A 21,953-nucleotide genomic window follows, 5' to 3' on the forward strand; every position below is an offset into this window, starting at 1 on the left:
GCTCCGATCACCGCATTGACGGCCTCCGCTCCTGCCGCAACCGGCTCGCCCGGAGCACTGCGTCCAGCACGAAACGCGACGCCGGATCGGCCAGTTGCTCGTCAAACGTCTGACTGAGGCGCCGCATCCGGTACCGCACGGTCTGCGGATGGACGCGGAGCCGCCGGGCGGTCTCGACCGCGTTTCCTTGCGCTTCGAGCCATGCGCCCAGGGTTTCGGTCATCCGGGATCGCTGGGTTCGGCTCATCCCCGCCAGAGCCGCCAACCGGCGCCGGGAGAGCTGGTCCAGCAAGGCTTCGTCGGACAGCAGCCACAGCGTCAGCAGGTGCCGCTCGCACAGCGTCGGACCGCCGTCCTCCAGGACGCCGGCCTCGACGAGCGCCAGCGCTTTCCGCGCCCATCGCAGCGAGTCGGCCGCCTCCGCCAGCGGGACGGTCAGCCCGACCGCGGAGCGGCGTTCGGGCAGCGCCTCGACCAGCATCTCCCGGCGCGCGGGGCCGAAGGGGCCCGGCACCAGCAGGTGGGGTTCGGTGTCGCCCAGGTCGGCGAGCACGTCCGCGTCCAGCGCGGCCCGGATGCACCGCGTGCGCGCGGGCAGCGCGACCATCGTCACTTCTTCCGGCACCGTCCAGCCGACGGTCTTCGCCGTCTCGGCCAGCGCGCCGCCGGGCGCTCCCGGCCGCAGTACCAGCCGCAGCAGCCTCCGGTGCGCCCCCGCCACTTCGTCCGCCGACCGCGACCGCGCCTCCAGGTACCCCTGGACGGTCAGCGAGGCCAGCTCGTCGATGTAGGAGAACAGCGCGTCGGCGAGCTGCGTCATCACCTGTGACGGCAGCCGCCGCCTGCTCGCGACGTCCGCGACGCGCCGCCACGCGACCTGGACCCCCACCCGGTACGCGGCCTGCAGCGCGTCCAGGCTGCGCCCCTCGTAGGCCGCGGTGCGCCCGAGTTCGCGGCACAGCTCGTCGCGGCGCTCGTGGGTGTCGCCCATGCCGGTCACCTGGTCGACGAAGGCGGCTATGACCTGCTCCACGCTGACCCGGATCGTCCGCTGCGGCACCGGCGGGGCCTTCCGCGGATCCGTCGGGACCGACCGCTTGACCTCGCTGACGATCTCCTCGGTGAGGGACGGCAGTTCCGCGCTCAGAATGGCGATCACCTTCGGCGGGATCGGTCCCGGACGCCCCCGCCCGGTGACGGTCCCCGTCATCGTCGGCCTCCTTCGCGCCGGCAGAGGAACGATGCAATGAAAGTAACCCAACGGCGCACGCCGCGCACCATTCCTGAAAAACTTTCACACTCCGTACGGGCTGTTTCACCTCGGCAATTGCTCACTTATGCTTGCCTATCTCGCCCCGTACACCACATACGTGCTCACTTCACGAGCGAATAACGTTCGGTGTTAATCACCGGATGATTAAGTCGCTCGATGTGCCCGGCCGAATCGTTACCGTCCGGGCCGGTCCGCACGACGCGCGTGACCGGCGCAAAGCCGGCGCCGCCCGCCCCCGAACAGGGACATGCAACACAAGCTCCCCCATTACCCCACGTAACGATTTTAGCTCTTCGTAGCGACATGAACACCGATAGCGTCCACCTCATGCCCTCCGCCGAACATGAGGTGCCGCTCGACCTGTTCCGGAACCAGCCCGCGCTGGCCCCGGAACTCCTCCAGGCGGCATCCGGAATCAAACCCCCCGAGTACGACCGGATATCACTGGGATCGGAGTCGCTCACCGACTGCAACCCCACCGAGTACCGATGCGATTCGACCGTCCTCCTCGGCGACCCGAAGCGCCCGGACCTCGCGATCGTCGTCGAGGTCCAGCTCAAGCCGGACCCGCGCAAGCACTACAGCTGGCCGGTCTATCTGGCCACCCTCCGGGCCCGGCGCAAGTGTCCGGTGACGCTGCTGGTGCTGTGCCCGGACAGGAGAACCTCCGCCTGGTGCCGTGAGCCGATCGAGAGCGGACACGAGGGCTGGGTCCTGCGCCCCTGGGTGCTGAACCTCACCGAGGTGCCCGCCGTCACCGACCTGGACAAGGCCCGTTCCCTGCCGGAACTGGCGATCCTGAGCACCGTCGCACACGCCGACGGCCCCGACCGGAAGGCCATCCTGACGGCCTTCGCCGAAGCCCTGGAGGTCACGGACCGTGACAGGGGCGAGCTGTATCATGACTACGTGCGGTCGCAGCTCTCCGCTGCCGCGCGACACTGCTTGGAGGAGATCATGCAGGCCGGCGTCTACGAGTGGAAAAGCGACTTCGCCCTCAAGCACATCGCCGAAGGCAGGGCCGAAGGCGAAGCCAAGGGCAGGGTCGAAGGAGAGATCGAGCTGCTTCTCATCGTCCTGGAGACGCGCGGCTTCACCATCGACGACGACCTCCGGGAACGCATCACGACCTGCCAGGACCACGAACAGCTCCACACCTGGGCCCGCCGCGCCACGGCAGGCGAGCCCCTCGACCGCATCTTCACCTGACGGGCGAGCTGCCGCGTAGCAAACGCGAACGAGACGGGATGTCGCCGTAACCGTATGAGCCGATGACGGCTTGGCTCCGCGCCACGACCATCGTCGGCTCAACCGCGGTCCCGTCCATCCCTCCGCCAGGTGGGTTGTTCATTCCCGTCCGCACAGGCGCTCTCTTTCCCGCTTGCAGGACGCGTACAAGCCCTCCACATTCGAGCATGGACATGGAGGCCTGCGCCGCGGGTGCAGACGGGTCCGCGCGACACTGCTTGGAGGAGATCATGCAGGCCGGCGTCTACGAGTGGAAAAGCGACTTCGCCCTCAAGCACATCGCCGAAGGCGAAGCCAAGGGCGAGGCCAAGCTGCTTCTCACCGTCCTGGAGACGCGCGGCTTCACCATCGACGACGACCTCCGGGAACGCATCACCACCTGCCAGGACCACGAACAGCTCCACACCTGGGCCCGCCGCGCCACGGCAGGCGAGCCCCTCGACCGCATCTTCACCTGACGGGCGAGCGGCCGCGTGCGCGGAAGGCGAACGCGGCCGCCGCCGCCAGGAGCAGGGCGGCGTAGAGCCAGAGGTGGCCGGGCTCGCGGAACAGCTCCTCGCCGGGCGCGCGACGTCCGGATCCCTGCCAGTGCGCGAGGAGCCCGCAGGCCCCGGTGATCGTCGCGAACGCCAGCGGCCCGAGGACGACCGGGAGGGAACCGTCCCGGGCGAGCCACACCCCCAGCGACGCGACCGCCGCGGTGGCCGCGGCGATCAGGAGCGCCAGCATCACCAGGGCCACCCCGTCCGGCCGCACCGCCATCAGCACCAGGAGCAGGACCCCGCAGAGCCCGCACCCGACCGCGGCCGACCACGACCGCCAGACCGGGAACGCGACGGCGGCTCCGACCACTATCCCGGACGCGGTCCAGAACCACATGCTCACCGTGGTGAGCGCCCCCGCCTGGATCAGCGCACCCGCCGGACCGGATACACCGGCGACGACGGCCGTCGCGAGGACCAGTCCGGCGACGGCCCGAGGGCCCGCGAGGACGGAGAACACGAGCCCCGCCACCAGCAGCAGCGCCGAAGCCGCCACACCGAATTCGCCGTCACCGATGACGGCGGCGGGAACGAACAGCAGCGCACCGGCCGCGCCCGCCAGCGCCATGAGCCGGTCCACCGCGGGCTCGGCGTCGGACGGCACCGCCAGCTCGGGACGTTTCCCGTAGCGCAGGTGCAGCGTCCCCACCAGTACCATCGCGCCCACGGCGCCCAGCAGCAGCCCGATGTGCAGCAGGGACTTGGCCACCGGCGCGTAGTCGTAGCCGTGGCCTCCCGGCTCCAGCGGCAGGGCCTCGGCCATCAGCACGTCGGTGGCCGCGCCGAACACCTGGGCGCCCAGGCCCGCCCCGATCAGCACCGCACCGGCGCCGGCCGCCTTGATGCCGACGAACATCAGCGCGGCGCCCAGCGTCCCCAGCAGCACGAGGTGCGCCCCGGCGACGGCCGTCCCCTGGGCCAGCCAGGAGGGCCCGCCGGAAGTCGTCGAGGTCACGGGAACGGGAGACGCGGCGGACTCGCCGATCAGCACTAACACCACGCCCGCGACCAGCAGCCACGGCCACGTCCGCCGCACCGACCACCACAGCGCCGCCACTCCGGCGATCGTCACGACCGCCACCACGACGGCCGCCTCCACGGAGACCACGCCGGGGTTGATGCGGAACACGTCGGCGAACCCCGGGGCGCGCCCGGCGATGTTCGCGGGTGCCGCCGCCTTGGCCACCGCCCCGAGCGTGCCCACCGCGCACAGCACCATCGCCCCGATCATCAGGACGCGGATCGCTTCGAAGTCCTCGTCCGTCCGAGATGCCGGGGTCTCCATACCGCTCACCCACACTCCTGACGGCCTGGCGCGGCCGAGCACCGTGGCCCGCACCGCATAAGCGCTGCCGAGAATCGGTGTGGACCTTCTCCCTGGGGAACCGCGGAACGATCAGCGGACGCAGGCTAACCCGCGCGGTCGCCCCCTTCCAGATCACTGTCCTGAAGCGGACGCACGTCATCATCGGCTGACAGCCGGCGGATCACAGGTGCTCGCTCGATTGGCGACGACCGAGGAGAATTCCCGGTCGGTTGACGCGCCGACCGCCACGTGTTCACATCGCGTGGATCTCTCCATGGGATGCGAATTCGTTTCGCCGGGCAGCGACCCACTGCCGCCGCTCTCCCAACGCGTCGTAGCCCGCAGGAAGGGGGCGCCGGTGGGCGCGACGACATGGACCAATCCACTGGCGGCGGCCTCGTTCGCCATCGTGCTCGCCGGTGAGCTGTGGCTCCTCAATGGGGTGTACGACTGGGCCGGTCTGCGCTCGGACGAGTCCGCGCAGTTGCTCCAGCGCGACCGACTCCTGGTCTACCTCGCGGCCCTGCTGGTCGCCGCGGGCGCCGCCGGGTTCGCCCTGACGGGTGAGCGGGGTCCCGCACTGGCGGTGCTGGCCACCACGGTCGCCCCCGTCCTGCTGATCATGCCGGGCCCCGACCACGTCGTCGCCCTCTATCCCTGTCTGGTCATCGTGCCGGTGGGCGCGGCGATGGCGTTGCGGACCATGCTGGCCCCCGGGACACCGGTCACCCTGACGTCGACGCTCACATTCATTGTGATCGCCGTGGCCGGCGGCTACCTGCTGCGCGGCCTGGTAGCCGCAGCCCCGGTCGTGTACTCGGGCAGCGAGGAGCAGGCCCACTTGATGGCGTACGGCCGCCTCGTCTGCGGCCTGGCGGGGGCCGCCCTCCTGTCCGCACCGATCCTGTGGCTGCTCACCGGACACAGATGGCTGGCCGCCCTTTCCACCCCGTTCCTCCTGGTGGTAGTGGCCGCCCTCTTCGACCGGCCGGACGTACTCGGCTACCTGGGCTACCTCACTTACGCAATCACCGGCCCCATGGCGATGGGCGCCGCCATCTACGCCTTGTTCATGGACGGATGACGGCCACCGCTAATCGCAGGACTTCTGTCAGGTGAGGTCGAGTCGCCCGCTCTTCACGGTGTCGAGGAAAGCACCCCACGCGTCGGCCCCGAAGCCCAACACCGGCCCGTCCGGATCCTTGGAGTCCCGCGCCAGAACCACCACCTGGCCCGAAGACACCTCGACAGTGTCACCTTGCTGATTGCTACGGCTGCTCATTGTCAACAGGCCGACAGGAATGCGGCCTCCTCCGCCACTGGTGCCCGTCTGGCAAGCTCCAACTTCAACGCAGTGCCCTTGGTCAGTGCTGCGCCCGCTCTTGCGCCAGGTACCGACCTCGACGCAGTGGCCTTCCTCCGCGCTATAGCCGCTCTTGCGCCACTGTACGAATGAGTGCTTCGTGATCATCCTGCACTCCTGTCCGGTTGGGGGTTATGAGAGATCGTCAGCCACCTCAGCGATCAGCGCAAGGGACTCGTCGGGGCCGAGGGCCCGAGAGCGAAGGTGATCGAAGAGGTCGGCATATACACCGACGTCGGAGGGGTCCTCCAGATAGACGCTCCCCAGGCGGTACTGCATGTACACGATGTCGGGGTCAGCCGGCTCAGGGAAGCGCAGGAGCGTGCAGGCTCCGTCCATTGACGGGTGAGCCCCCACAGAGAAGGGCAAGACCACGAGATTGACGTGGTGGAACCGGGACATCTCCATGAGGTGATGGAGCTGCTTCCTCATGCTGTTACGTCCGCCGACCTGCCTCCTGATAACTGCCTCATTGAGGACCGCCCACACCTTGAGGGGGTCCTTGCTGGCAAGCCGCTCCTGTCGTTTGAGGCGCAGCGCGACTCGGCGCTCGATCTCCTTCTCTGACCACGTCCGAAGACTGGCGTGGAACAAAGCCCTGATGTATTCCTCCGTCTGCAGGAGGCCAGGTATGAATTCAGAGGCGTAGTCCGATATCTCTGCAGCTTCTTCTTCAAGGCCGACGTAGACCTCGAACCACTCGGGGATGGTGCCGCTGTACTGGTGCCACCAGCCGCGTTGGCGGCTTTGGCGGGCGAGGGTGACGAGGACGTCGGTGCGCTCGTCGTCCAGGCCGTAGAACTTGCAGAGGGCCATGATGTCGGCGACCTTCGGCGCGTGGACGGCGGCCTCGATCCGGCTGACCGTGGCCGGGGCGATGTCCGCGAACCTTGCCGCCTCTTCGCGAGTCTTTCCCGACTGCCTGCGCAGCCTTCGCATTTCAGAAGCGAGGCGGCGCCTGCGGACCGTGGGGCTCGTCCGACTTGCCACGTTTGTTCCTCCGCTTGGTATATGCCCATCGGGCGGACCATGATTCTTTGAGCGAGTTCACTTCTTTGGGTTTACAGACTCAGGTCGTCCGCCCCATGCTCTGACCGTAGCGATAGTCACGCACGGTAGACGGGCGATCACGCAAGAAAGTCGGGTGAATCGTGGTCGTTCGCGTGCCCGGGGAAAGGGCGTCAGACGATGTCAGCGGATCAGCGGCCGCATTCGGTGCGGTTCAGCCTCCTGGCTGCTCTGTGTTACAAACTGGGCGAAAGCCAACAATGCACCTCTATGCTCGTCCACCCGTCGCGCGGTGAGGCCGTGCTTTGGGTGCCGGAGCGGGCGTGGCCGCGCACATGGCTCGGGGTCTCGGCGGTCGACCATCGGGGACGGTGGCGCTACGCCTTCGGCGGGCAGTGGTGCATGGCCGGGGACGTCGGGGAGACGGCCGCACGGGTGGCGTGGGCGGTGCGGGCCCGGTGAAGCATTTGGGAACGTGCGTCATTCCGTCCAGCCCGAGGAACGTGGTGAACGGACGGCGATGGCTGCTCGGACGGCTCGAACCGCTGCTCGGGGCGGAGCACAGCGCGTGCGATGACAGCGTCCTGCTGCTGTCCGAGACGCTCACCAACGCGATCGTCCACGGCGAGGGACACCTCGTGGAGGTGGACGCCTACGTGGACACGGCCAACATCCGGATCGAGGTCACCGACGAGGGCGGTGCCAGCGTCCCGCATCATGTCGATGATCCCCAGGGCGAACACGGGCGCGGCCTGCCCATCCTGTCGATGCTCGCTAAGTCATGGGGCTTCGACCAGCTGGACGACGGCCGGCTGCGCGTCTGGTTCGAGGTCCCGCACACCGCGCCGCCCGACGCTCGCCCGACCGGGCCGCAGGACGCACCAACTCCGCCGCGTCCCGCTGACGGCGCCCACGAGGATCCCGCTCTGGCGACAAACACCTCCGCGCACTCTCGCGACCGGTGACCACCAGCCGTTGACTTGCGGCGTGTTGTCGTTATCCGGCCACTCATAACAACAACACGCCGCAAGTCAACGAACCCGTGGGCCTGGCGGGCGCCGCGTTAGTCCGTGGGGTCGTCTCGGTCGGCTCGGCGTTGGAGGTTTTTGTGGACCTCCCAGGCGGTGGCCGCGACCCTTGCGATGTTCAGGGCCGGCTGGGTGGGGCGACGCTGGATCGACGTGTCAGGCGCGTACCGCGCGACCGCTCGGGCCAGGCTTGCCGTGTCCAGTCGCCAGCCCTGAATATCTGTCTGCACCAGCGACGGTGGCCCGAGCAGGCGGTTGAACCAGGGCCACAGGGCTGCCTCGTTGAACTCCTGCTCCAGCGCGGTAGGCGGCGGCAGCCCTGGTGGCCTGGGCAAACACCTCATCCGCTCCGAGACGCCGGCGGCATTGAGCTCGACCCCCACACAGTGGCGGCGTCCCTTCTGGTCACCGCGGTGCACGATCCGGTCGAAGGTCACGATGCAGTCGATCCACGCCCACGGGATCAGCTCTGCCAACTCCCTTGTACCTGTGGGGCCGAAGTAGACGCCGCGGGCGTCCACCGCGAACGACACCTCCCCGCGACGTACCGGCCTTGTGACGAGGACGGCCGTGACCACGGTGACCGTGCAGAACGCGGCCAGCGCGAATACGGCGCCGGGCTGGGGGTTTCGAATGGTCTGGTACAGCAGGAACACGTCCACGACACCGAGGACCACCAGGATCGGCAGGTTGCCGTGCCAGGTCTGCCGTGCGATGTAGGCGTCATCCGAGAACCCATCCGGAGTGTCCTCGGGTCTCATGATCAGCCTCCTCTGCCCCGCCGCGGACATCGGCAGCACCCCTGCTTGGTCGCCGCCGGAACGCACGTACGCCGTGCCCGCGATGATGTCGCGGGCACGGCGTGCGTCAGACCATGCTCGGCTTAGAGCTGGCTGTACTGCTTCGAAACGATGTACTCGTTCTGGACCATGCTGTTCTTCCCGGCGGCCGAGGGGAATCCGCCGATCTGGTTGACGAGCCAGTTGCCCGCGCCCCAGTTGAAGATGCAGCCGGAGGCGCCGGGCACCGCGAACGAGTTGCCGACGTGCTTGGCCTGCAGCACGGTCGGCTGCGGCTCCTGCCGCGCGACCGAGACGGGCTCTCCGGTGATCGGGGTGTTGGGGGCCGGCGGGCTGGTGGTGCCGGTGGTGAGGTTCAGCATGATCGGGTTGCTGTTGGACCCGAGCGCGCAGTTGTTCCCGAGGAGCGGGTTTTGGATGCGGACCTTGATTCCGAGGTTGATACGGAGATCGTCGCCGGGCGGCATCTCGAAGGTGCCGGCGTACTCGACCTTGGCGTACACGGCCGTCAGGAACGGGTCACCGAACAGGCCGTCCTGGATCTTCATCTTCTCCGTGTGGAGCCCACCGAAGACGGTGCCGCTCTCGAAGGTGGTGGTGTTGAACGTGGTCGCCCACGTGATCCGGATCGGCTTGTCGATCGTCTGGTCGAAGTTGCCGATCTTGAAGGTTCCGCTGGTGACCACGCCGACCCAGCAGTGTGAGAACTGCGGCGACGCACCCGCCGGGAGGGTCGGGCAATCGGAGAAGTCGAAGCTCCCCGGGATCGGGTCGGGGTTGGCCGCCGATGCGGGGGAGGCCAAGCCGAAGCTGAGCAGTGCGGCGCCGACCACGGCCGGAAGCGCGAGCCGGGAACTGCGTCTGCGGAGACGAGTGAACTTCACCGGTCTGTCCTTTCTTCGTACCGGGAGAAACGGACACAGAGCGCCGGGCGGCCACTGCGTGATCCCAGCCGACGCGGGATTCGTGCAACGGATCATCAAAGCGATGAATCCTTGATTCCCAACCGGAGAGTAATACTGAAGCAATGACGGTTCAATACGCTGCAACACTCTAACGTGAAGTTTTTTCCGCCTTGTTAGCGAAGGCCAGGATAGGCGTCCTGGGGGCGATCGATATTGTCACTCAACACATATCTGCGGCGGCGCTTGCCCGTCCCACATACGGTCAACCCGGGTTGCAGCGATCGGCGGGGAGAAGACCTGACGCCGTACTCGCCGCAGGCCGTGCACGGCCTGCGGCGAGCCGACCTGGCCGCGCCGTCGCCTGGGGTGGTGCAGGCGACGGCACGTCCGGCACTGGGAGCACGAGGACTTCGGTCACCGCTTCAGTTCGCACCAAAACGGTCAGCCCATGGCGCCGGCCTCGTTCAAGGTGTAGTGATCTGCTGCACCGGGTCGAAGGCGAAATCAGCCTTGATGGAAGTGAAGCCGTTGAGGAAGTCCGTGAACCCCGGAATGCTGCACGTCGATTTCATCGACGGCTTAAGGAAATGGGTCTTCACGGAGAAGGTACCGTTGTCGTAGGTCCCACTCATATCCGCAGGGCGCTCATCGACGACTTCGTTGAATATGGGGAAGAGTCTTGTCAGTACTTCAGATATCCGCAGTGTGCACGTCTGGCTTCCGCCGAGATCCACGGTCGCGTTGAGCAACACCCCGTTTATTCTCATCTCCGGATTGCCAATTTCATTGGTGATCATGTTCATCCACAGTGCCCCGTCCTGGGTGACTTCACCCCTCACCTGGTGGACGACACCGTCGGACGACTCGACCTCGCAGCCGGCAAGGGACATGTCGCCCTTGGCCAGCCTGAAGCGAGACTGCCAGTGCCCACGGTCCATATCGAGCTGCATCGTCGCTGACTCACACCTGAACTCTGCATTCCCCTGGGTCAGGGTAAACGGTCTCGCGACCGCGGTCACAGTCCCACCCGGATTGACGGTGAAGGTACGAGGAAGCGCACCCGCACCATCCACACAGTTATGGCCATTGATAACAATGCACCACTGCCCTGATTCCAGATTCGCATAGTTTCCCGTCCCGGAGACACTGGCGGTGAGGATGGGACTGAGATCTTCGCCAACTCCGCAATTGGAGAAGGCCGGAATCGCGAAATCTTGGGCGATGAGGGTCTGCCCCTGGTCGTATTGAGTCGTCCCGGTTCTCAGATTTCCCATGAACCCGCTCGCAGAAAGCAGGGTCGGACTTGTCGTGCACTTATCACCGAGATCGAGGGGCACTCCGTTGACTTCGGCCTGATCCGCTTTGATCCGGATATACGCGTTGGCTCGGATCTCTTGGTTCTCGACGGTCGGGTCCGGGATGGCGAACGTCGCAAGTCGCTGAAGGATCCGCATATTTCCGGTGATCGGGTCAGCCGCTCCGGATCCCGGAGCACCGACCTGGAGGGCCGTCGCCGTCGCACGAGTCGGCATGAAACCGAAACCCAGCATCGTGGCAGGAGTCGGGTATGTCTGATTAACGAAATATCCGTGGAACTCCGACCAGTTCGGGCCGAAAAGCGGATTACCGACATATGACGTGGTCAGCGCCCGCACGTTGTTCTCCACGGCTACAGGGACGGCGTTCCCAGCCTTCTTGACATTGAAGAACCCAGTGGCTTTGATGCAGTACATCTCGCCAGGACCGTCCATGGGGAACAACGTGCTCGGAGTTTCCGGGGATTCGTAGATCTCCTTCAGTTTAGGATCGTCGCTAATGGCGTAACGCGGGTCTTCCCCCCGGGCGGGAATCGTCTCGCACAAGTGCTCCTCGGGAGCGGCGGCCTGACGGGGTGACGCGCTCGACGCGCCGGGCACCGCAATCCCGCTCTCGCGTCTCACCTGTACGGTGCCGAGCACCGTCTCTTTCTCCGCAGCGCAACGCAGCGCCAGTTCCTCCGAGTCCTGCCCCGCCGTGTCATCCGGCACCAGCGACAGGCCCACCGCCCCCGCGGACCATGAGAGCCCACCCGGTGATTCCGGGACCACCGGCGGGGCCACCCCGCTACCGGTCAGGTGGACCGCTCCGTCACCTCGCGGCGGCGCGGCCGCCAACGCGAAGGCCGGCCATCCGCCGCGCCGGTCGCCACCGGGGCCGCGGACGGCGACCTGTATCTCCGCGACTCCTCCAAGCGCAGGGGCAGCAGCCGAGGACGGCGTCACTCCCGTCACCGGCGGTGCCGACGCCTCGACCGAGGGAGCCGGCTCGACTTCCTTCACCAGTTCGGGAGGAAGACTGACGTCGACCTTGATGGTGCCCAGTTGGACCGGTTGACCGACAGCCCCGGACGACGGGATGGTCGAGTCGATCCGCAGGGCCACCTGGTGTGTTCCAGCCTTTCCGGAACACACCAGTCCGATGTCCGCACCGATGTCCGCGATCGCCGGCGGAACGGCGACCAACGCCCCGCTGCTCACGATAAGTGCAGCGATCGCCGCGGTCCGCGCGGCGCCTCTGAACATCCGGTGCATCTCACATCCTTGATCTATGGGAACCGCATCCGGACAACTGCGCCCGGAGACAGAGCAATTCGAAGCCTTGCGCCTCACCTCATGGAACCAACTTGGAAAGTAGAGTCGGCCCCTCGTTATTGGTAGCCGAGTTACCTCTTAGATCAGCAACAAAGAAAAACTGGAACGAATCGCCCTGCGCGAACAGACTTTTCGCGCAGGCGCCACTGAGATCGTTCAAACTAAGGTTGTTGATAGAAGAAAGGTACGGGATATGAAACTTCCCGGCAGCTCCAGGACTTGCTGGGTCATGATACTCGCCAGCGATCTCTCCATCTGCGCCGCTCGGTGCCTCAAGATACATTTGACACCCAAAGCTCGGCCAATACATATGAAGCTTGACACCAACCAGCTTTGCAGGCGCAACTCCCGACGAGGTAGCACCTGTGACGTCCATGCGCCAAGGCATGTTCATCGGCGTTATCTGGAGCGGTAGCCCATTTATCGTGCATCCATTGAAGGTCAAAGACGCTACCGAGCCAATTCCAGTCGCAGGTTGATTGTCGTCGACATTAATTGTGCCTTCGGCATGAAGACCGCTGCAGATCAGAACGACACCACTCCGAGTGTTAAAAGCCCCGACGGAACCATTGTTCTGCCATGAGATGCCCTCGTTGGAGGGTGCTGTCACCCCGGGCAGTGAGACGTCGACTTCGAGCGTCGATGCCGCAGTGGGGGCCGCTGTAAGAGTAGCGACGGTGACCACAACTGCGATGGGGACCGCAGTCCTTCCGGCCCCCTTTCTCATGTCGGCCGCCCCTCCCCGGTTAGCCGCTGTCAGCGCGCTCGCTGCGATCCGCGCGGCGCCTCTGAACATCCGGTGCATCTCACATCCTCGATCTATGGGAGCCGCACCCGGGCGGCGGGCGCCCGGGTGCGGCTTCGTTCAGGGCCGTGCCCTCACTTCGTCACGTGCGAATGACCGTCGGCCCCTCGTTGCCGGTGGAGCTGACCCCTCGGAGGTCGACCACGCCGGCGAGCGAGGCTCCGTCGTTCGGCAGGACCAGGCTGGCGGGGCAGGCAGCGGAGACGCCGGTCGCCCGGAGGTTGTTGGCGGCCCCGAACGGCAGCGAGAGCTTGCTCGGGGCCCCGGCGCTCGCCGGGTTGGTGTGGGTACCGGCGATTTCTCCGTTCGTAGCGGTCGACCCCTGGAAGGTGGCCGTGCAGGAGAGGCTGGGGATGTTCACGGCCACCCGGACGCCGGTCAGCTTGCCGGGCGTGACTCCCGAGGCAGTAATGTTCGTCGTCGACAGGGACCACGGCAGGTTCTGAGCCGTCACGGTGGCCGTCAGCCCGTTGACCGTGCAGTTGCTGAAGGTGAGGCCCGTCACCTGGGCCTCGGGTGTGGACACATTCGTCCCGAGCTTCACGGTGCCTGCGGCCGTCAGAGTGGTGCAGGTCAGGACCGCACCGCTGCGAGTGTTGAAAGCCACGACGGAACCGTTGTTCTGCCCCGTGATGGCCGCGGGGGAGGTGGTCACTCCGGGGAGACTGATCCCCGTCGCAGCCGCGGCGGGGAGGGCGGTGAGGGCAACGGTGCTGGCGGCGACCGCGGAGACGGTCAGAGCCTTGCGGGTGATCTTTCGCATGTCAGTTCTGTTTCCCTTCAGGGGGGTGGTTTCTTCTACTCGTAGGGACACTGACCGCGTTCTGCAGAAACGAACTCCTCCGGGTTGGCGGGAGCAGAACCCCGGAAGCCGAACTCCTTCGACTTCTGCGCAAGACCACCCAGTCCTGCCGTTCTCTAAGTTGAATGTACCTGCCGGTAATGTACGTATCAAGAGCCGGTCAAGGCTTTTTTAAGGTCACTTGGTCGGATGCTTCAGATTTGTCTTCAACTTAGCATTCGATCACTATTCGATTGTCGCTGAGTTACAACATCTCATCCAATCTGGTCACGAGACTCACCGTCGGCCCGCCGCAGTGCACCCGCCTGCTCACGGACTGGTGATGCTCTGCCCCGGCGGCACCACTTCGTACTGGCCGAGAAGCGTGATGTCATGCCGACCTAGGAGATCTCGTACTGGGCCAGGAGCCCGACGGGGTGAAAGTTCCTGAACAGACCCGAACCGCACTGGGGATAGACCGCTGACGCCTCGAGGTTGAAGGCTTCCAGCTGAAGGACGTTCGGGGAGCCGCTCGCGTAAGTACCTGAGACGCCTACAGGCGCATTGATCAGTACCCGGCATCCCAGAGCGGGTATCCACAATTCGAGCTCAACATACGTCAGCCGACCCCAGTAGCCACTGATGATGGTGAAGTTCCAGGGCAGAAACCGCGCCTCTATATGCACGTCGAGCCCATCCGTAACGGGGTGTGACCCGTCCAGTGTGCACTCCGAGAAGGATGCGTCGGTAATCTTGAGTGCGGAACCAGGTGGGCCTGGCGCATCGCCGACGAGGCTTGTTGATGTACAGGTCACCAAGGTGCCTAGAGTCACGTCGACAAGTAGCAAGTCGGAAGTGTTCGTCCCGGTGAAGGGAGTGGCGGATGCAGGGACCGCGGTGAGCCCGAGAATGGTGGCCGTGGCTGCGATCACGGCTAACGCCCGGTGAACGAGCCGTCGCATTTTGGTCCTCCGTTCAGTATTCCCGGATTCGGCGCGTCAGGCGCCGAGGGTGTCGATCTCGGTGATCTTCCACTTGCCGTCGGTGTGGACGGCGTCGACGGCGAAGACGGCCGCGGAGTAGCTCGTCTCGTTCTTGTCGGTGCGGGTGTTGCGCTGGTCGGCGAAGACCAGGAGGCGGGCGCGGTCACCGGTCAGCGTCTTCACCGCCGTGTCGGTGACCGTGGTGGTGAGCACCTGCTTCTGCGCCGGCGCCTGCTTGTGCACCAGGGCGAAAAGCTGGTTGTACTGCTGGACGGCCTTTCCGGTGAGGAGCTCCTGAGCGGCCTTCTCCGTCTTGGCGACGTCGGCGTAGTTGTACGAGAACACTGTGTTGACGGCCGTCGTGATCTGGCCCCTGACTTCGCTGGTGCGGGCGTTGTCGCTGAGGGCCGCGTTGTCCGCCGAGGCCGCGCTGGTGAGGCCGCGTTCCTGATCGAACGACCAGGCGGCCACTCCGCCCAGCGCCATTGTCAGCACGCCGAGGAGGACGGCCAGGCGGATGCGCGCGGTGCCGGGGAACACCCGGCCGATGGTGCTGATCGCTGCCAATTTCGTCTCCTCCCCGTCAGGGCGTTCCGGTCGGGGCCTGGCCGAGGGCCGACAGTTTCCAGCCGGACGAGGTCTTGGTGAGCTGGCCGGCGAACCGGCGGGTGTTCTCGCCGGGCTTGCCCTCGGCGCCGGTGATGGTGATGCGGACGGCCGCGATGACCGCGGCCTTCCCGGCTCGGGTGTCGAGTTCGGTGAGGCCGGATTCGAGGATCTTCGCGGTGCTCGTCGTCTCGGCCTTCTTCACCTCGGCCTCCAGCCGCGAGCGGCCCTTGGCGATCTCGTCGTACAACTCGGCCGTCGTCGAGTCCTGCCAGACCTTCAGCCCGGCGTCCACGTTGCGGTGGTCGAGGGTGTTGAGGTTGACGATCGCCTGGTTCGCGACGGCGAGAACCTTGTCGCGTTCGGCGGCATAGGCGAGGTCGTCATTGCCCGCCGCGGTGTTGTACGACCAGCCGAACCACGCGGCGGCGGCCGCCGCGATCACCGTCACCAGCGACGCCACCCGGATCAGCGGGTCCCGGGAGAGGCGGCGCGGCGCGGGCTCATCCGCCTTCTTGGCCGTCCCGGACTTACCCGTCTTCTTGGAAGTCTTGGACTCGTCGACGTCCCCGGACGCCTCGGGTGCGTCCGGCTCCTCGGGCTCGGGGGCGGCCGCCGTGTCCTCGGCGGGCTCGGGGACCTCGGCCTCGGGCTCCTCCGCCTTCGGCACGGCGGTCTTGATCTTGCTCACCGTGATTCCACCCCTTTCCTCAGGCGGCCCGGAGGTCGCTGATGCGCCAGCCTTGGTCGTTGCGCGCCGTGACGATGAGCTGGGCCGCGACCGGCGGGCCGGTGCGCTTGCCGTCGCGGGTGGCCGTCTGGTCGAGCATGACCAGCAGCACCGCCGTCCCGTCCTCGGTGAGCTTGATCACCCCGGCCTTGGCGACCCTCGTGGTGAGGGACAGCTTCATGACCGGCGCGTTCTTCTTCACGACGCCGAACAGCTTGCGGTACTCGCCGATGGCGTCTCCGGTGAGCACCTCGTTCGCGGCCCGCTCGGTGGCCGCGGGGTCGGTGTGGGTGTAGGTGAAGATCCGCGCGACCTGCGCGGAGACCTCCACGATGACCTTCTCGGTCGCGGCCTTGTCGACGAGCGCCCGGTTGGCGGCCGGTGAACCCTCGCTCCGCCTGTCGGCCCAGCCGTCGACGGCGAAGGCGGACACGCAGATCGCCAGGGCGAGGGCCACCGGCCAGCCCAGCCCGGCGGCCCGCTTGAGCATGGGAAGCGACGGGCGCCGGACCGGTCTCCTGCGCGGGGGGCGACCGCGGCGCGCCGGGCGTTCCCGTCCGGTCCGCGGCTCCTGCTCGGTGATGCTCACGACCCGCTCCCCTCGGCCGGCTTGCCCCCGGGCGGCAGCGGGTTCAGCTCGCTGACCTTCCAGGCGCCACCGACCCGCTGCATCCCGACCTCGTAGCGTTTGCGCTGCTCGGTGCGCCGGCCGTCGTCCCCGGTGGCCTCGGTGAAGATCCGGACGGACGCGATGACGGTCGCCTTCCCGGCGGACCGGTCGAAGTCGGTGACGGCGAGTGCGGTGATCTTGCCGTGGGAGGGGGCGGTCTGCTTGGCGAACTTCTGGCGCGCGGCGGGCATCTCCGCCTCCAAGGCGTCGTGGAACGGCCCGGTGGCGATGCGCAGCCGGTGCGCGAGGTCGAGGTCGACGCGCTTGGGGTCGATGCTGTTGAGCTGCGTGATGTGCTGCACGGCCGTGCGGGTCAGGTCGTCCCGCTCGGCCGCGTACTCGTTGTCGGCGCCCCGCCCGGCCTGGAAGAGCGACCAGAGGGACGTGCAGAGGAAGACGGTGGCCACGGCGACCAGCACGTAGCCGGCCGGGCGGATCAGGGGGACCGCCCGGACGGCCGCGCGGCGCGCCGCCGCGGCGCGGGTCACCGCGCGCCCCCCAGTCCGAGGAGGCCGCGCAGATCCGCGGGCACGCCCGGCTCGGTCACGGCCGGCAGTCCGAACGTGCTGAGGAGGTCGGTGACCTCGGTCCGGGACAGCGACCCAGGCTTGGCGGGCTCCGGAACCCCCTTGCGCGGCGCGTTCGCCGCACCGCGCACGTTGATGCCGGTGCTCGGGGCCTCCGTGCACCGGGCACCGCTGTTGAACGCCGGCGCCTTGGACAGGTCGAGGCCGTTGCGGTAGCGGGTCCCGCCGTAGCCGCGCGTGCAGGGCTGCGGGTTGAAGAACGTGGTCGCGAAGCCGACCCGCAGCTTGTCGCCGGCCACGAGGGTCGACACCATCCCGGCGACCTGCGGCAGCCGGACCAGCAGTTCCTCGATGGCGGCCTGGCGCGGCTGGCCCAGCCGCGCCAGGGTGAGGAAGTCGGCCAGCAGCACGCTCAGCCCGGGGTCGAGGTCGCGGAGCAGGCGGGACATCTCGGCGCCCGCGCCCGGCCCGGACCGGATGACTTCGCGCAGGTCGGCGTCGGAGTCGCGGAGCTGCCGGGCCAGCAGGCGCGTGTTCAGCGAGAACGACTTGAACGCGCCCGACAGCTCGTTCTGCGTGCGCAGCACGTCCTCACCGTTGTGGATCAGTGCGCGGGTCTCCGGGAAGGCGGCGTCGGACGCCGCCACGAACCGGGCGCTGGTGTCGAGGAGCTGCTGGAGGTGCGGCCCCTGCCCGGCGAACGCCAGGCCCAGCTCGTCGATCAGGATCCGGACGTCGTTCAGCGGCAGCGACCCGGCGAGGTCGTTGAGGCTCTTGAGCGTCTCGTTCACCGGCGCCGGGGTGGTGGACGCGCTGCGCGGGATCATGGCGCCGTGCGCCAGGTAGGGCCCGGCCTCGGTCCGCGGCCGCAGGTCGACGTACTGCTCACCCACCGCGGAGCGGTTGGCGACGACCGCTTCCAGGCTCGTCGGGATGTCCGGCGCGGAGTTCTCGATATGGAGGTCGGCGATGACGCCGTCGTCGCTCAGGTCGAGCTTGCCGACCTCGCCGACGGTGACGCCGCGGTAGGAGACCGCCGACCCCTCGAAGAGCCCGCCGGTCGCCGGCAAGTCGAGCCGCACGGTGTAGTAGCCGCTCATCCCGACGTATCGGCCGAGGTCGGCGTACCGGACGCTGGTGTAGCCGACGACGGCCAGGGCGATCACGATGAACGTGACGATCTTGATGCGGGTGCCCAGTGTCAGCATGTCAGTCGCCCTCCCCGAGCGTCGGCAGCGGCAGGGGCGGTGCGTCGCCGGGGACGCCCGGGCCGGGCTCGCCGGACGGAACCTGCGGTGTGACCTGGCGCGGGGCCTCCGGCGACTGCGCGCCCGGCACGTTCAGCTGGCCGGTGGTGGGGCACGGCTCCGGCCGCGGCCCTGGAGGAGCCCCGTCCGCGGCCAGCGCCCGTGCCGCCGGATCCTGCGCGCCGCGCGCCTGCGCGTCCTCGTCCTCGATGCCGTCGAACGGGCCCTCCTCCTTCACCGGCGGGACGACGCAGTTGAACCCCTCGGCGGCGACGACGGTGAGGTAGCCGTTCAAGTAGTCGCCCTTGACGGCCTTGAGCGCCTCGTCGGTGAACGGGAAGGTGAGCAGGACCTCCATCGACTTCGGCAGGTCGCGGCCGGAGTCGGCGAGCTTGCGGAGGATGACCGCGAGGGAGCGCAGGTTCGCGACCGTGTCGTCCTTGCTCGCGTTGATCGTCTTGACCGCGACGTCCGACAGCTTCTCCAGCTCGCGCAGCATCTCCACGAGCTGGCCGCGCTGGTCCTCCAGGACCTTCAGCCCCGGCGACAGGTCGTTCAGGACCGTTTCGACCTGGCCGTTGCGGGACCGCACCGTGGACGACAGGCGGTTCAGCCCGTCCAGCGCGCTGGTGATCGATTCGCGGTTGCGGTTGAGGGTGCTGGTCAGCTGTTCGAGGTTCCGCAGCGCGGACCGGATCGTGTCCTCCCGGCCGCCGAGCGCCTGGTTGAGCTCCTTGTTGATCGTCCGGATCTGCGGGAGCCCGCCGCCCGACAGCAGCAGCGACAGCGCGCCGAAGACCTCCTCCACGTCGGCGTTGCGCGACGTGCGGGCCACCGGGATCACGGCGCCGTCGGTCAGCGGCTGCGCGGCCGGCTGGGCGGGGGCGGACAGCTCGATGTACTTCTCCCCCAGCAGGCTCGACTGCTCCAGGTTCGCGGTCGCGTTCGCCGGGAGCCGCACGTCGCCGTTCACGAGCAGCGTGACCTCGGCGTCCCACGACCCCTTCGGCAGCGACACCGTCTTCACCCGCCCGACCGGGACGTCGTTCACCCGGACCGCCGCCTGCGGGACGAGGTTCAGCACGTCCTCGAACTGCACCTTCACCGTGTACGGGTGGTCGCCGAGGTCGGCGCCGCCCGGAAGCGGGATGTCCTCGACCTGCATCGAGCAGCCCGTCAGGACGGCCGCGGCGGTGCAGACCGCCATCACCTTCGCCGGCACGCGCATCAGCGGCCTCCCTTGTCGCCGTTGCCCGTGTACGTCGGGCCCGCGGGCGGTAGCGGCAGCGGGGGCGCGCCACCCGCCTGCGATGGCGGGACGGCCGCCAGGCCGGGCCTCCGGAGCCGCTCGCACTGCTCGCGGATCGTCGCGGGCGCGGAGACCGCCGACGCGCACAGCGGGCTGGCGTTGGTCGCCTGCGGGTCGACGCCCGGGTGGTCGAGGCTGCCGAACGCCTTGGTGATCTCCAGCAGGTTGCCGCGGGCGACCAGCGACCGGGTCTTCGGGTCGTAGGCGTTCAGCGCGTTCTGCGCCACCAGCGGTGCCGTGTCGAGGATCTCGGCGAGGGACGCGCGCTGCTCGACGAGGACCTTCGTGATGCGGGTGAGCTGGTCGACGTTGACCTTGAGCTCTTCGCGGTGCTCGGCGATGAACAGCTTCACCTCGCGGAGGGCCCGCGCGAGGCTCTCCAGCGCCGCGCCGAGTTCGTCCCGGTCGGCGGCGAGGAAGCCGCTGACCTCGGCGAACTGGTTCTCCACCAGCCTGATCTGCCCCTCGTTGTTCCGGAGCATCTCGCTGAACTTGTTGAGGTTGGCGACGGTGGCGTACAGGTCGCCGCTGGAGTCCGCGAGCGTCTGGGACGCCTTGCCGAGGTCGGCGATCGTGGTGTTGAGCAGCTTGCCGTTGCCGCCGAGGTTGGCGGCGCCGACGCTGATCACGTCCGACAGCGCGCCCTGGGCGTTCAGCCCCTGCGGCCCCAGGTCGTTCGCGAACGTGCGCACGGCGGTGTAGAGCTGGTCGAGTTCGAGCGGCGTCGCGGTGCGGCTCACGTCAATCGTGGCGCCGGGCGCCATCTTCGGGCCGCCGCTGTAGGCGGGGGCGAGCTGCACGTACCGGTCGGAGACGAGGTTCGGGGCGATCACGACGGCGTGGGCGGCGGCGGGGACGTCCACGTCCTCGTCCACGTTCATGTCGACCTTGACCCGGGTTCCGAGCGGCTCGATGGAGTCGACGGTGCCGACCTTCACGCCGAGCACGCGGACGTCGGATCCGGGGTAGACGCCGATGGTGGTGGCGAAGTACGCGGTGATCCTGCGCCCGGGGCCGTCGCCCAGCATCGGGATCAGCGCGACCGCGAGCAGGAGGACGAAGACCAGGATGATCGCTTCGAGTACGCGCACCTGCCGGTCCCGGGCCGCGGACGGCAGCCGGGGCAGCTTCGCGGTGCGTGTCGGGGACGACGCCATGTCACCGGCCTCCCGTCAGGTGCGGCGGCTCGCAGCCCTTCACGGGCGGCGTCCAGCGGCCGTTCTCCAGGTACTCCTTGGGGACGGTGCCGCACAGGTAGCCGTCGACCCACCGGCCGTTGCCGGTCGTGTTGCCGACGAGGCGCAGGTAGGGGGCGGCGTTCTCCAGCGTCCGGTCCAGGTTCCGCTGGTTGCGTTCGAGGAGGTCGGTGACCTTCTTCAGCGACTGGAGCGTCGGGCCGAGCGTCCGCCGGTTGTCGTCGACGAGGCCGACCAGCTCGTCGGCCAGCCGCCGCGTGCCGACGAGGATCGCGTGGATCGCCTCGCGCCGCCGGCGGAGTTCGGCGAGCAGCAGGTTGCCGTCCTCGAACAGCGCCTCGAACTGGGCGTTCTGCGCGGAGATGGTGCCCGACAGCTTCTTGGTGCCGGCGAGGAGCTGCGCGAGCTCGGCGTCCCGGGAGGCGATCGTCTTCGACAGCGACGACAGGCCCTCCAGCGCCACGCGGACGCTGGCCGGGGTGTCCTCGAACGTCGTGGCGATCGTGTCGAGGCTCGCCGCCAGCGAGGCCGTGTCGAGCTGCTCGAACGTCCGCCCCAGGTCCTGGAACGCGGTCGTCACGTCGTAGGGGGCGATCGTCCGCTCCAGCGGGATCGGCCGGTCGGGGTCCTGGGCACGGGCGCCGAGCGGGTCGAGCTGGAGGTACTTCGACCCCAGCAGCGTCTTGATCATGATGGCGGCGCGGGTTGAGTCGCCCACCCAGGTGTCCTTCACCCGGAAGGTGACCTTGACCTTGTCGCCCTCCAGCTCGACGCCGGTGACCTTGCCGACCTTCACGCCCGCGACCCGGACCTCCTGGTCGGGCTTCAGCCCGGCGGCCTCGGAGAAGTACGCGTCGTAGGTGGTGCCGCCGCCGATGAGCGGCAGGTCGTCGGCGCGGAACGCCACCATGCCGAGCACCAGCAGCGCGACGATGCCGACGACCGCCACCGGGATCGGGCTGTCTCTTATACACATCTGACGCGGCCGACGAATAG

Annotated in this window: 23 protein-coding genes; 5 read left to right on the forward strand and 18 right to left on the reverse strand. The window is 67.8% G+C overall.

The features are described from left to right. Positions 1-7: 7 nt before the first annotated feature. Complete coding sequence (locus E1266_RS11120; protein WP_132046242.1) at positions 8-1,210, reverse strand: PucR family transcriptional regulator; 1,203 nt, start codon at positions 1,208-1,210, stop codon at positions 8-10. 366 nt (positions 1,211-1,576) lie between these two features. Here E1266_RS11120 and E1266_RS11125 point away from each other — a divergent pair, with 366 nt between their 5' ends. Both E1266_RS11125 and E1266_RS11130 read left to right on the forward strand, forming a co-directional pair. After that, positions 1,577-2,482, forward strand: coding sequence for a hypothetical protein (locus tag E1266_RS11125; RefSeq protein ID WP_132046243.1), 906 nt, complete (start codon positions 1,577-1,579; stop codon positions 2,480-2,482). Positions 2,483-2,751: 269 nt separating this feature from the next. Continuing rightward, positions 2,752-2,979, forward strand: coding sequence for a hypothetical protein (locus E1266_RS11130; RefSeq protein ID WP_165966027.1), 228 nt, complete (start codon positions 2,752-2,754; stop codon positions 2,977-2,979). Here the strand turns inward: E1266_RS11130 and E1266_RS11135 are convergent. Further along, complete coding sequence (locus E1266_RS11135; protein WP_132046245.1) at positions 2,972-4,357, reverse strand: hypothetical protein; 1,386 nt, start codon at positions 4,355-4,357, stop codon at positions 2,972-2,974. The genes E1266_RS11130 and E1266_RS11135 overlap by 8 nt on opposite strands. A 370-nt stretch (positions 4,358-4,727) precedes the next feature. On the opposite strand from E1266_RS11135, the gene E1266_RS11140 reads away from it, so the two are divergent. Beyond that, complete coding sequence (locus tag E1266_RS11140; RefSeq protein WP_165966028.1) at positions 4,728-5,453, forward strand: hypothetical protein; 726 nt, start codon at positions 4,728-4,730, stop codon at positions 5,451-5,453. A gap of 27 nt (positions 5,454-5,480) precedes the next feature. On the opposite strand, the gene E1266_RS11145 is transcribed toward E1266_RS11140, so the two are convergent. After that, a complete protein-coding gene (locus E1266_RS11145; protein ID WP_132046247.1) occupies positions 5,481-5,840 on the reverse strand; it encodes a DUF397 domain-containing protein in 360 nt (119 codons plus the stop codon). Positions 5,841-5,864: 24 nt separating this feature from the next. After that, positions 5,865-6,722, reverse strand: coding sequence for a helix-turn-helix transcriptional regulator (locus E1266_RS11150; RefSeq protein ID WP_132046248.1), 858 nt, complete (start codon positions 6,720-6,722; stop codon positions 5,865-5,867). Positions 6,723-7,040: 318 nt separating this feature from the next. On the opposite strand from E1266_RS11150, the gene E1266_RS37885 reads away from it, so the two are divergent. Further along, complete coding sequence (locus E1266_RS37885; RefSeq protein ID WP_165966029.1) at positions 7,041-7,202, forward strand: hypothetical protein; 162 nt, start codon at positions 7,041-7,043, stop codon at positions 7,200-7,202. Continuing rightward, complete coding sequence (locus E1266_RS11155) at positions 7,199-7,705, forward strand: ATP-binding protein (RefSeq protein ID WP_279436315.1); 507 nt, start codon at positions 7,199-7,201, stop codon at positions 7,703-7,705. The genes E1266_RS37885 and E1266_RS11155 overlap by 4 nt, the downstream gene beginning before the upstream one ends. A 98-nt stretch (positions 7,706-7,803) precedes the next feature. Here E1266_RS11155 and E1266_RS11160 read toward each other — a convergent pair whose 3' ends face one another. The 14 genes from E1266_RS11160 to E1266_RS11225 form a co-directional block, all read right to left on the reverse strand. Continuing rightward, positions 7,804-8,529 carry a hypothetical protein gene (locus tag E1266_RS11160; RefSeq protein ID WP_132046250.1) on the reverse strand — a complete coding sequence of 242 codons (726 nt, stop codon included), beginning with the start codon at positions 8,527-8,529 and terminating at the stop codon, positions 7,804-7,806. A gap of 122 nt (positions 8,530-8,651) precedes the next feature. Then, positions 8,652-9,452, reverse strand: coding sequence for a hypothetical protein (locus E1266_RS11165; RefSeq protein ID WP_132046251.1), 801 nt, complete (start codon positions 9,450-9,452; stop codon positions 8,652-8,654). A gap of 485 nt (positions 9,453-9,937) precedes the next feature. Further along, positions 9,938-12,043 (reverse strand): hypothetical protein, encoded by a 2,106-nt coding sequence (locus tag E1266_RS11170; protein WP_132046252.1) that lies wholly within the window; start codon positions 12,041-12,043, stop codon positions 9,938-9,940. Positions 12,044-12,122: 79 nt separating this feature from the next. Then, positions 12,123-12,788: a hypothetical protein gene (locus E1266_RS11175; protein ID WP_132046253.1), complete on the reverse strand. Its 666-nt coding sequence runs from the start codon at positions 12,786-12,788 to the stop codon at positions 12,123-12,125. A 202-nt stretch (positions 12,789-12,990) separates the two neighbouring features. Continuing rightward, positions 12,991-13,671: a hypothetical protein gene (locus tag E1266_RS11180; protein ID WP_132046254.1), complete on the reverse strand. Its 681-nt coding sequence runs from the start codon at positions 13,669-13,671 to the stop codon at positions 12,991-12,993. Between the two features lie 419 nt (positions 13,672-14,090). Continuing rightward, positions 14,091-14,621: a hypothetical protein gene (locus tag E1266_RS11185; RefSeq protein WP_132046255.1), complete on the reverse strand. Its 531-nt coding sequence runs from the start codon at positions 14,619-14,621 to the stop codon at positions 14,091-14,093. A 66-nt stretch (positions 14,622-14,687) separates the two neighbouring features. Next, positions 14,688-15,239 (reverse strand): hypothetical protein, encoded by a 552-nt coding sequence (locus E1266_RS11190; RefSeq protein ID WP_132046256.1) that lies wholly within the window; start codon positions 15,237-15,239, stop codon positions 14,688-14,690. Between the two features lie 16 nt (positions 15,240-15,255). Continuing rightward, a complete protein-coding gene (locus E1266_RS11195; protein WP_243718364.1) occupies positions 15,256-15,969 on the reverse strand; it encodes a hypothetical protein in 714 nt (237 codons plus the stop codon). A gap of 19 nt (positions 15,970-15,988) precedes the next feature. Next, the gene (locus E1266_RS11200; RefSeq protein WP_132046257.1) at positions 15,989-16,597 is read right to left on the reverse strand and encodes a hypothetical protein; all 609 of its coding nucleotides are present in this window, start codon (positions 16,595-16,597) and stop codon (positions 15,989-15,991) included. After that, positions 16,594-17,166, reverse strand: a complete 573-nt coding sequence (locus E1266_RS11205) for a hypothetical protein (protein WP_132046258.1) — start codon at positions 17,164-17,166, stop codon at positions 16,594-16,596. The genes E1266_RS11200 and E1266_RS11205 overlap by 4 nt, the downstream gene beginning before the upstream one ends. Next, positions 17,163-18,413, reverse strand: coding sequence for an MlaD family protein (locus E1266_RS11210; RefSeq protein ID WP_132046259.1), 1,251 nt, complete (start codon positions 18,411-18,413; stop codon positions 17,163-17,165). The genes E1266_RS11205 and E1266_RS11210 overlap by 4 nt, the downstream gene beginning before the upstream one ends. Position 18,414: 1 nt before the next feature. Further along, complete coding sequence (locus tag E1266_RS11215) at positions 18,415-19,680, reverse strand: MCE family protein (RefSeq protein WP_132046260.1); 1,266 nt, start codon at positions 19,678-19,680, stop codon at positions 18,415-18,417. After that, entirely contained in the window at positions 19,680-20,918 is a 1,239-nt protein-coding gene (locus tag E1266_RS11220) for an MCE family protein (protein ID WP_132046261.1), read from the reverse strand. The genes E1266_RS11215 and E1266_RS11220 overlap by 1 nt, the downstream gene beginning before the upstream one ends. Before the next feature lies 1 nt (position 20,919). Then, a complete protein-coding gene (locus E1266_RS11225; protein WP_347876712.1) occupies positions 20,920-21,906 on the reverse strand; it encodes an MCE family protein in 987 nt (328 codons plus the stop codon). Between the last annotated feature and the right edge of the window lie 47 nt (positions 21,907-21,953).

The organism is Actinomadura sp. 7K534 (genome assembly GCF_004348575.1).
Taxonomy (GTDB): Bacteria; Actinomycetota; Actinomycetes; order Streptosporangiales; family Streptosporangiaceae; genus Spirillospora; species Spirillospora livida.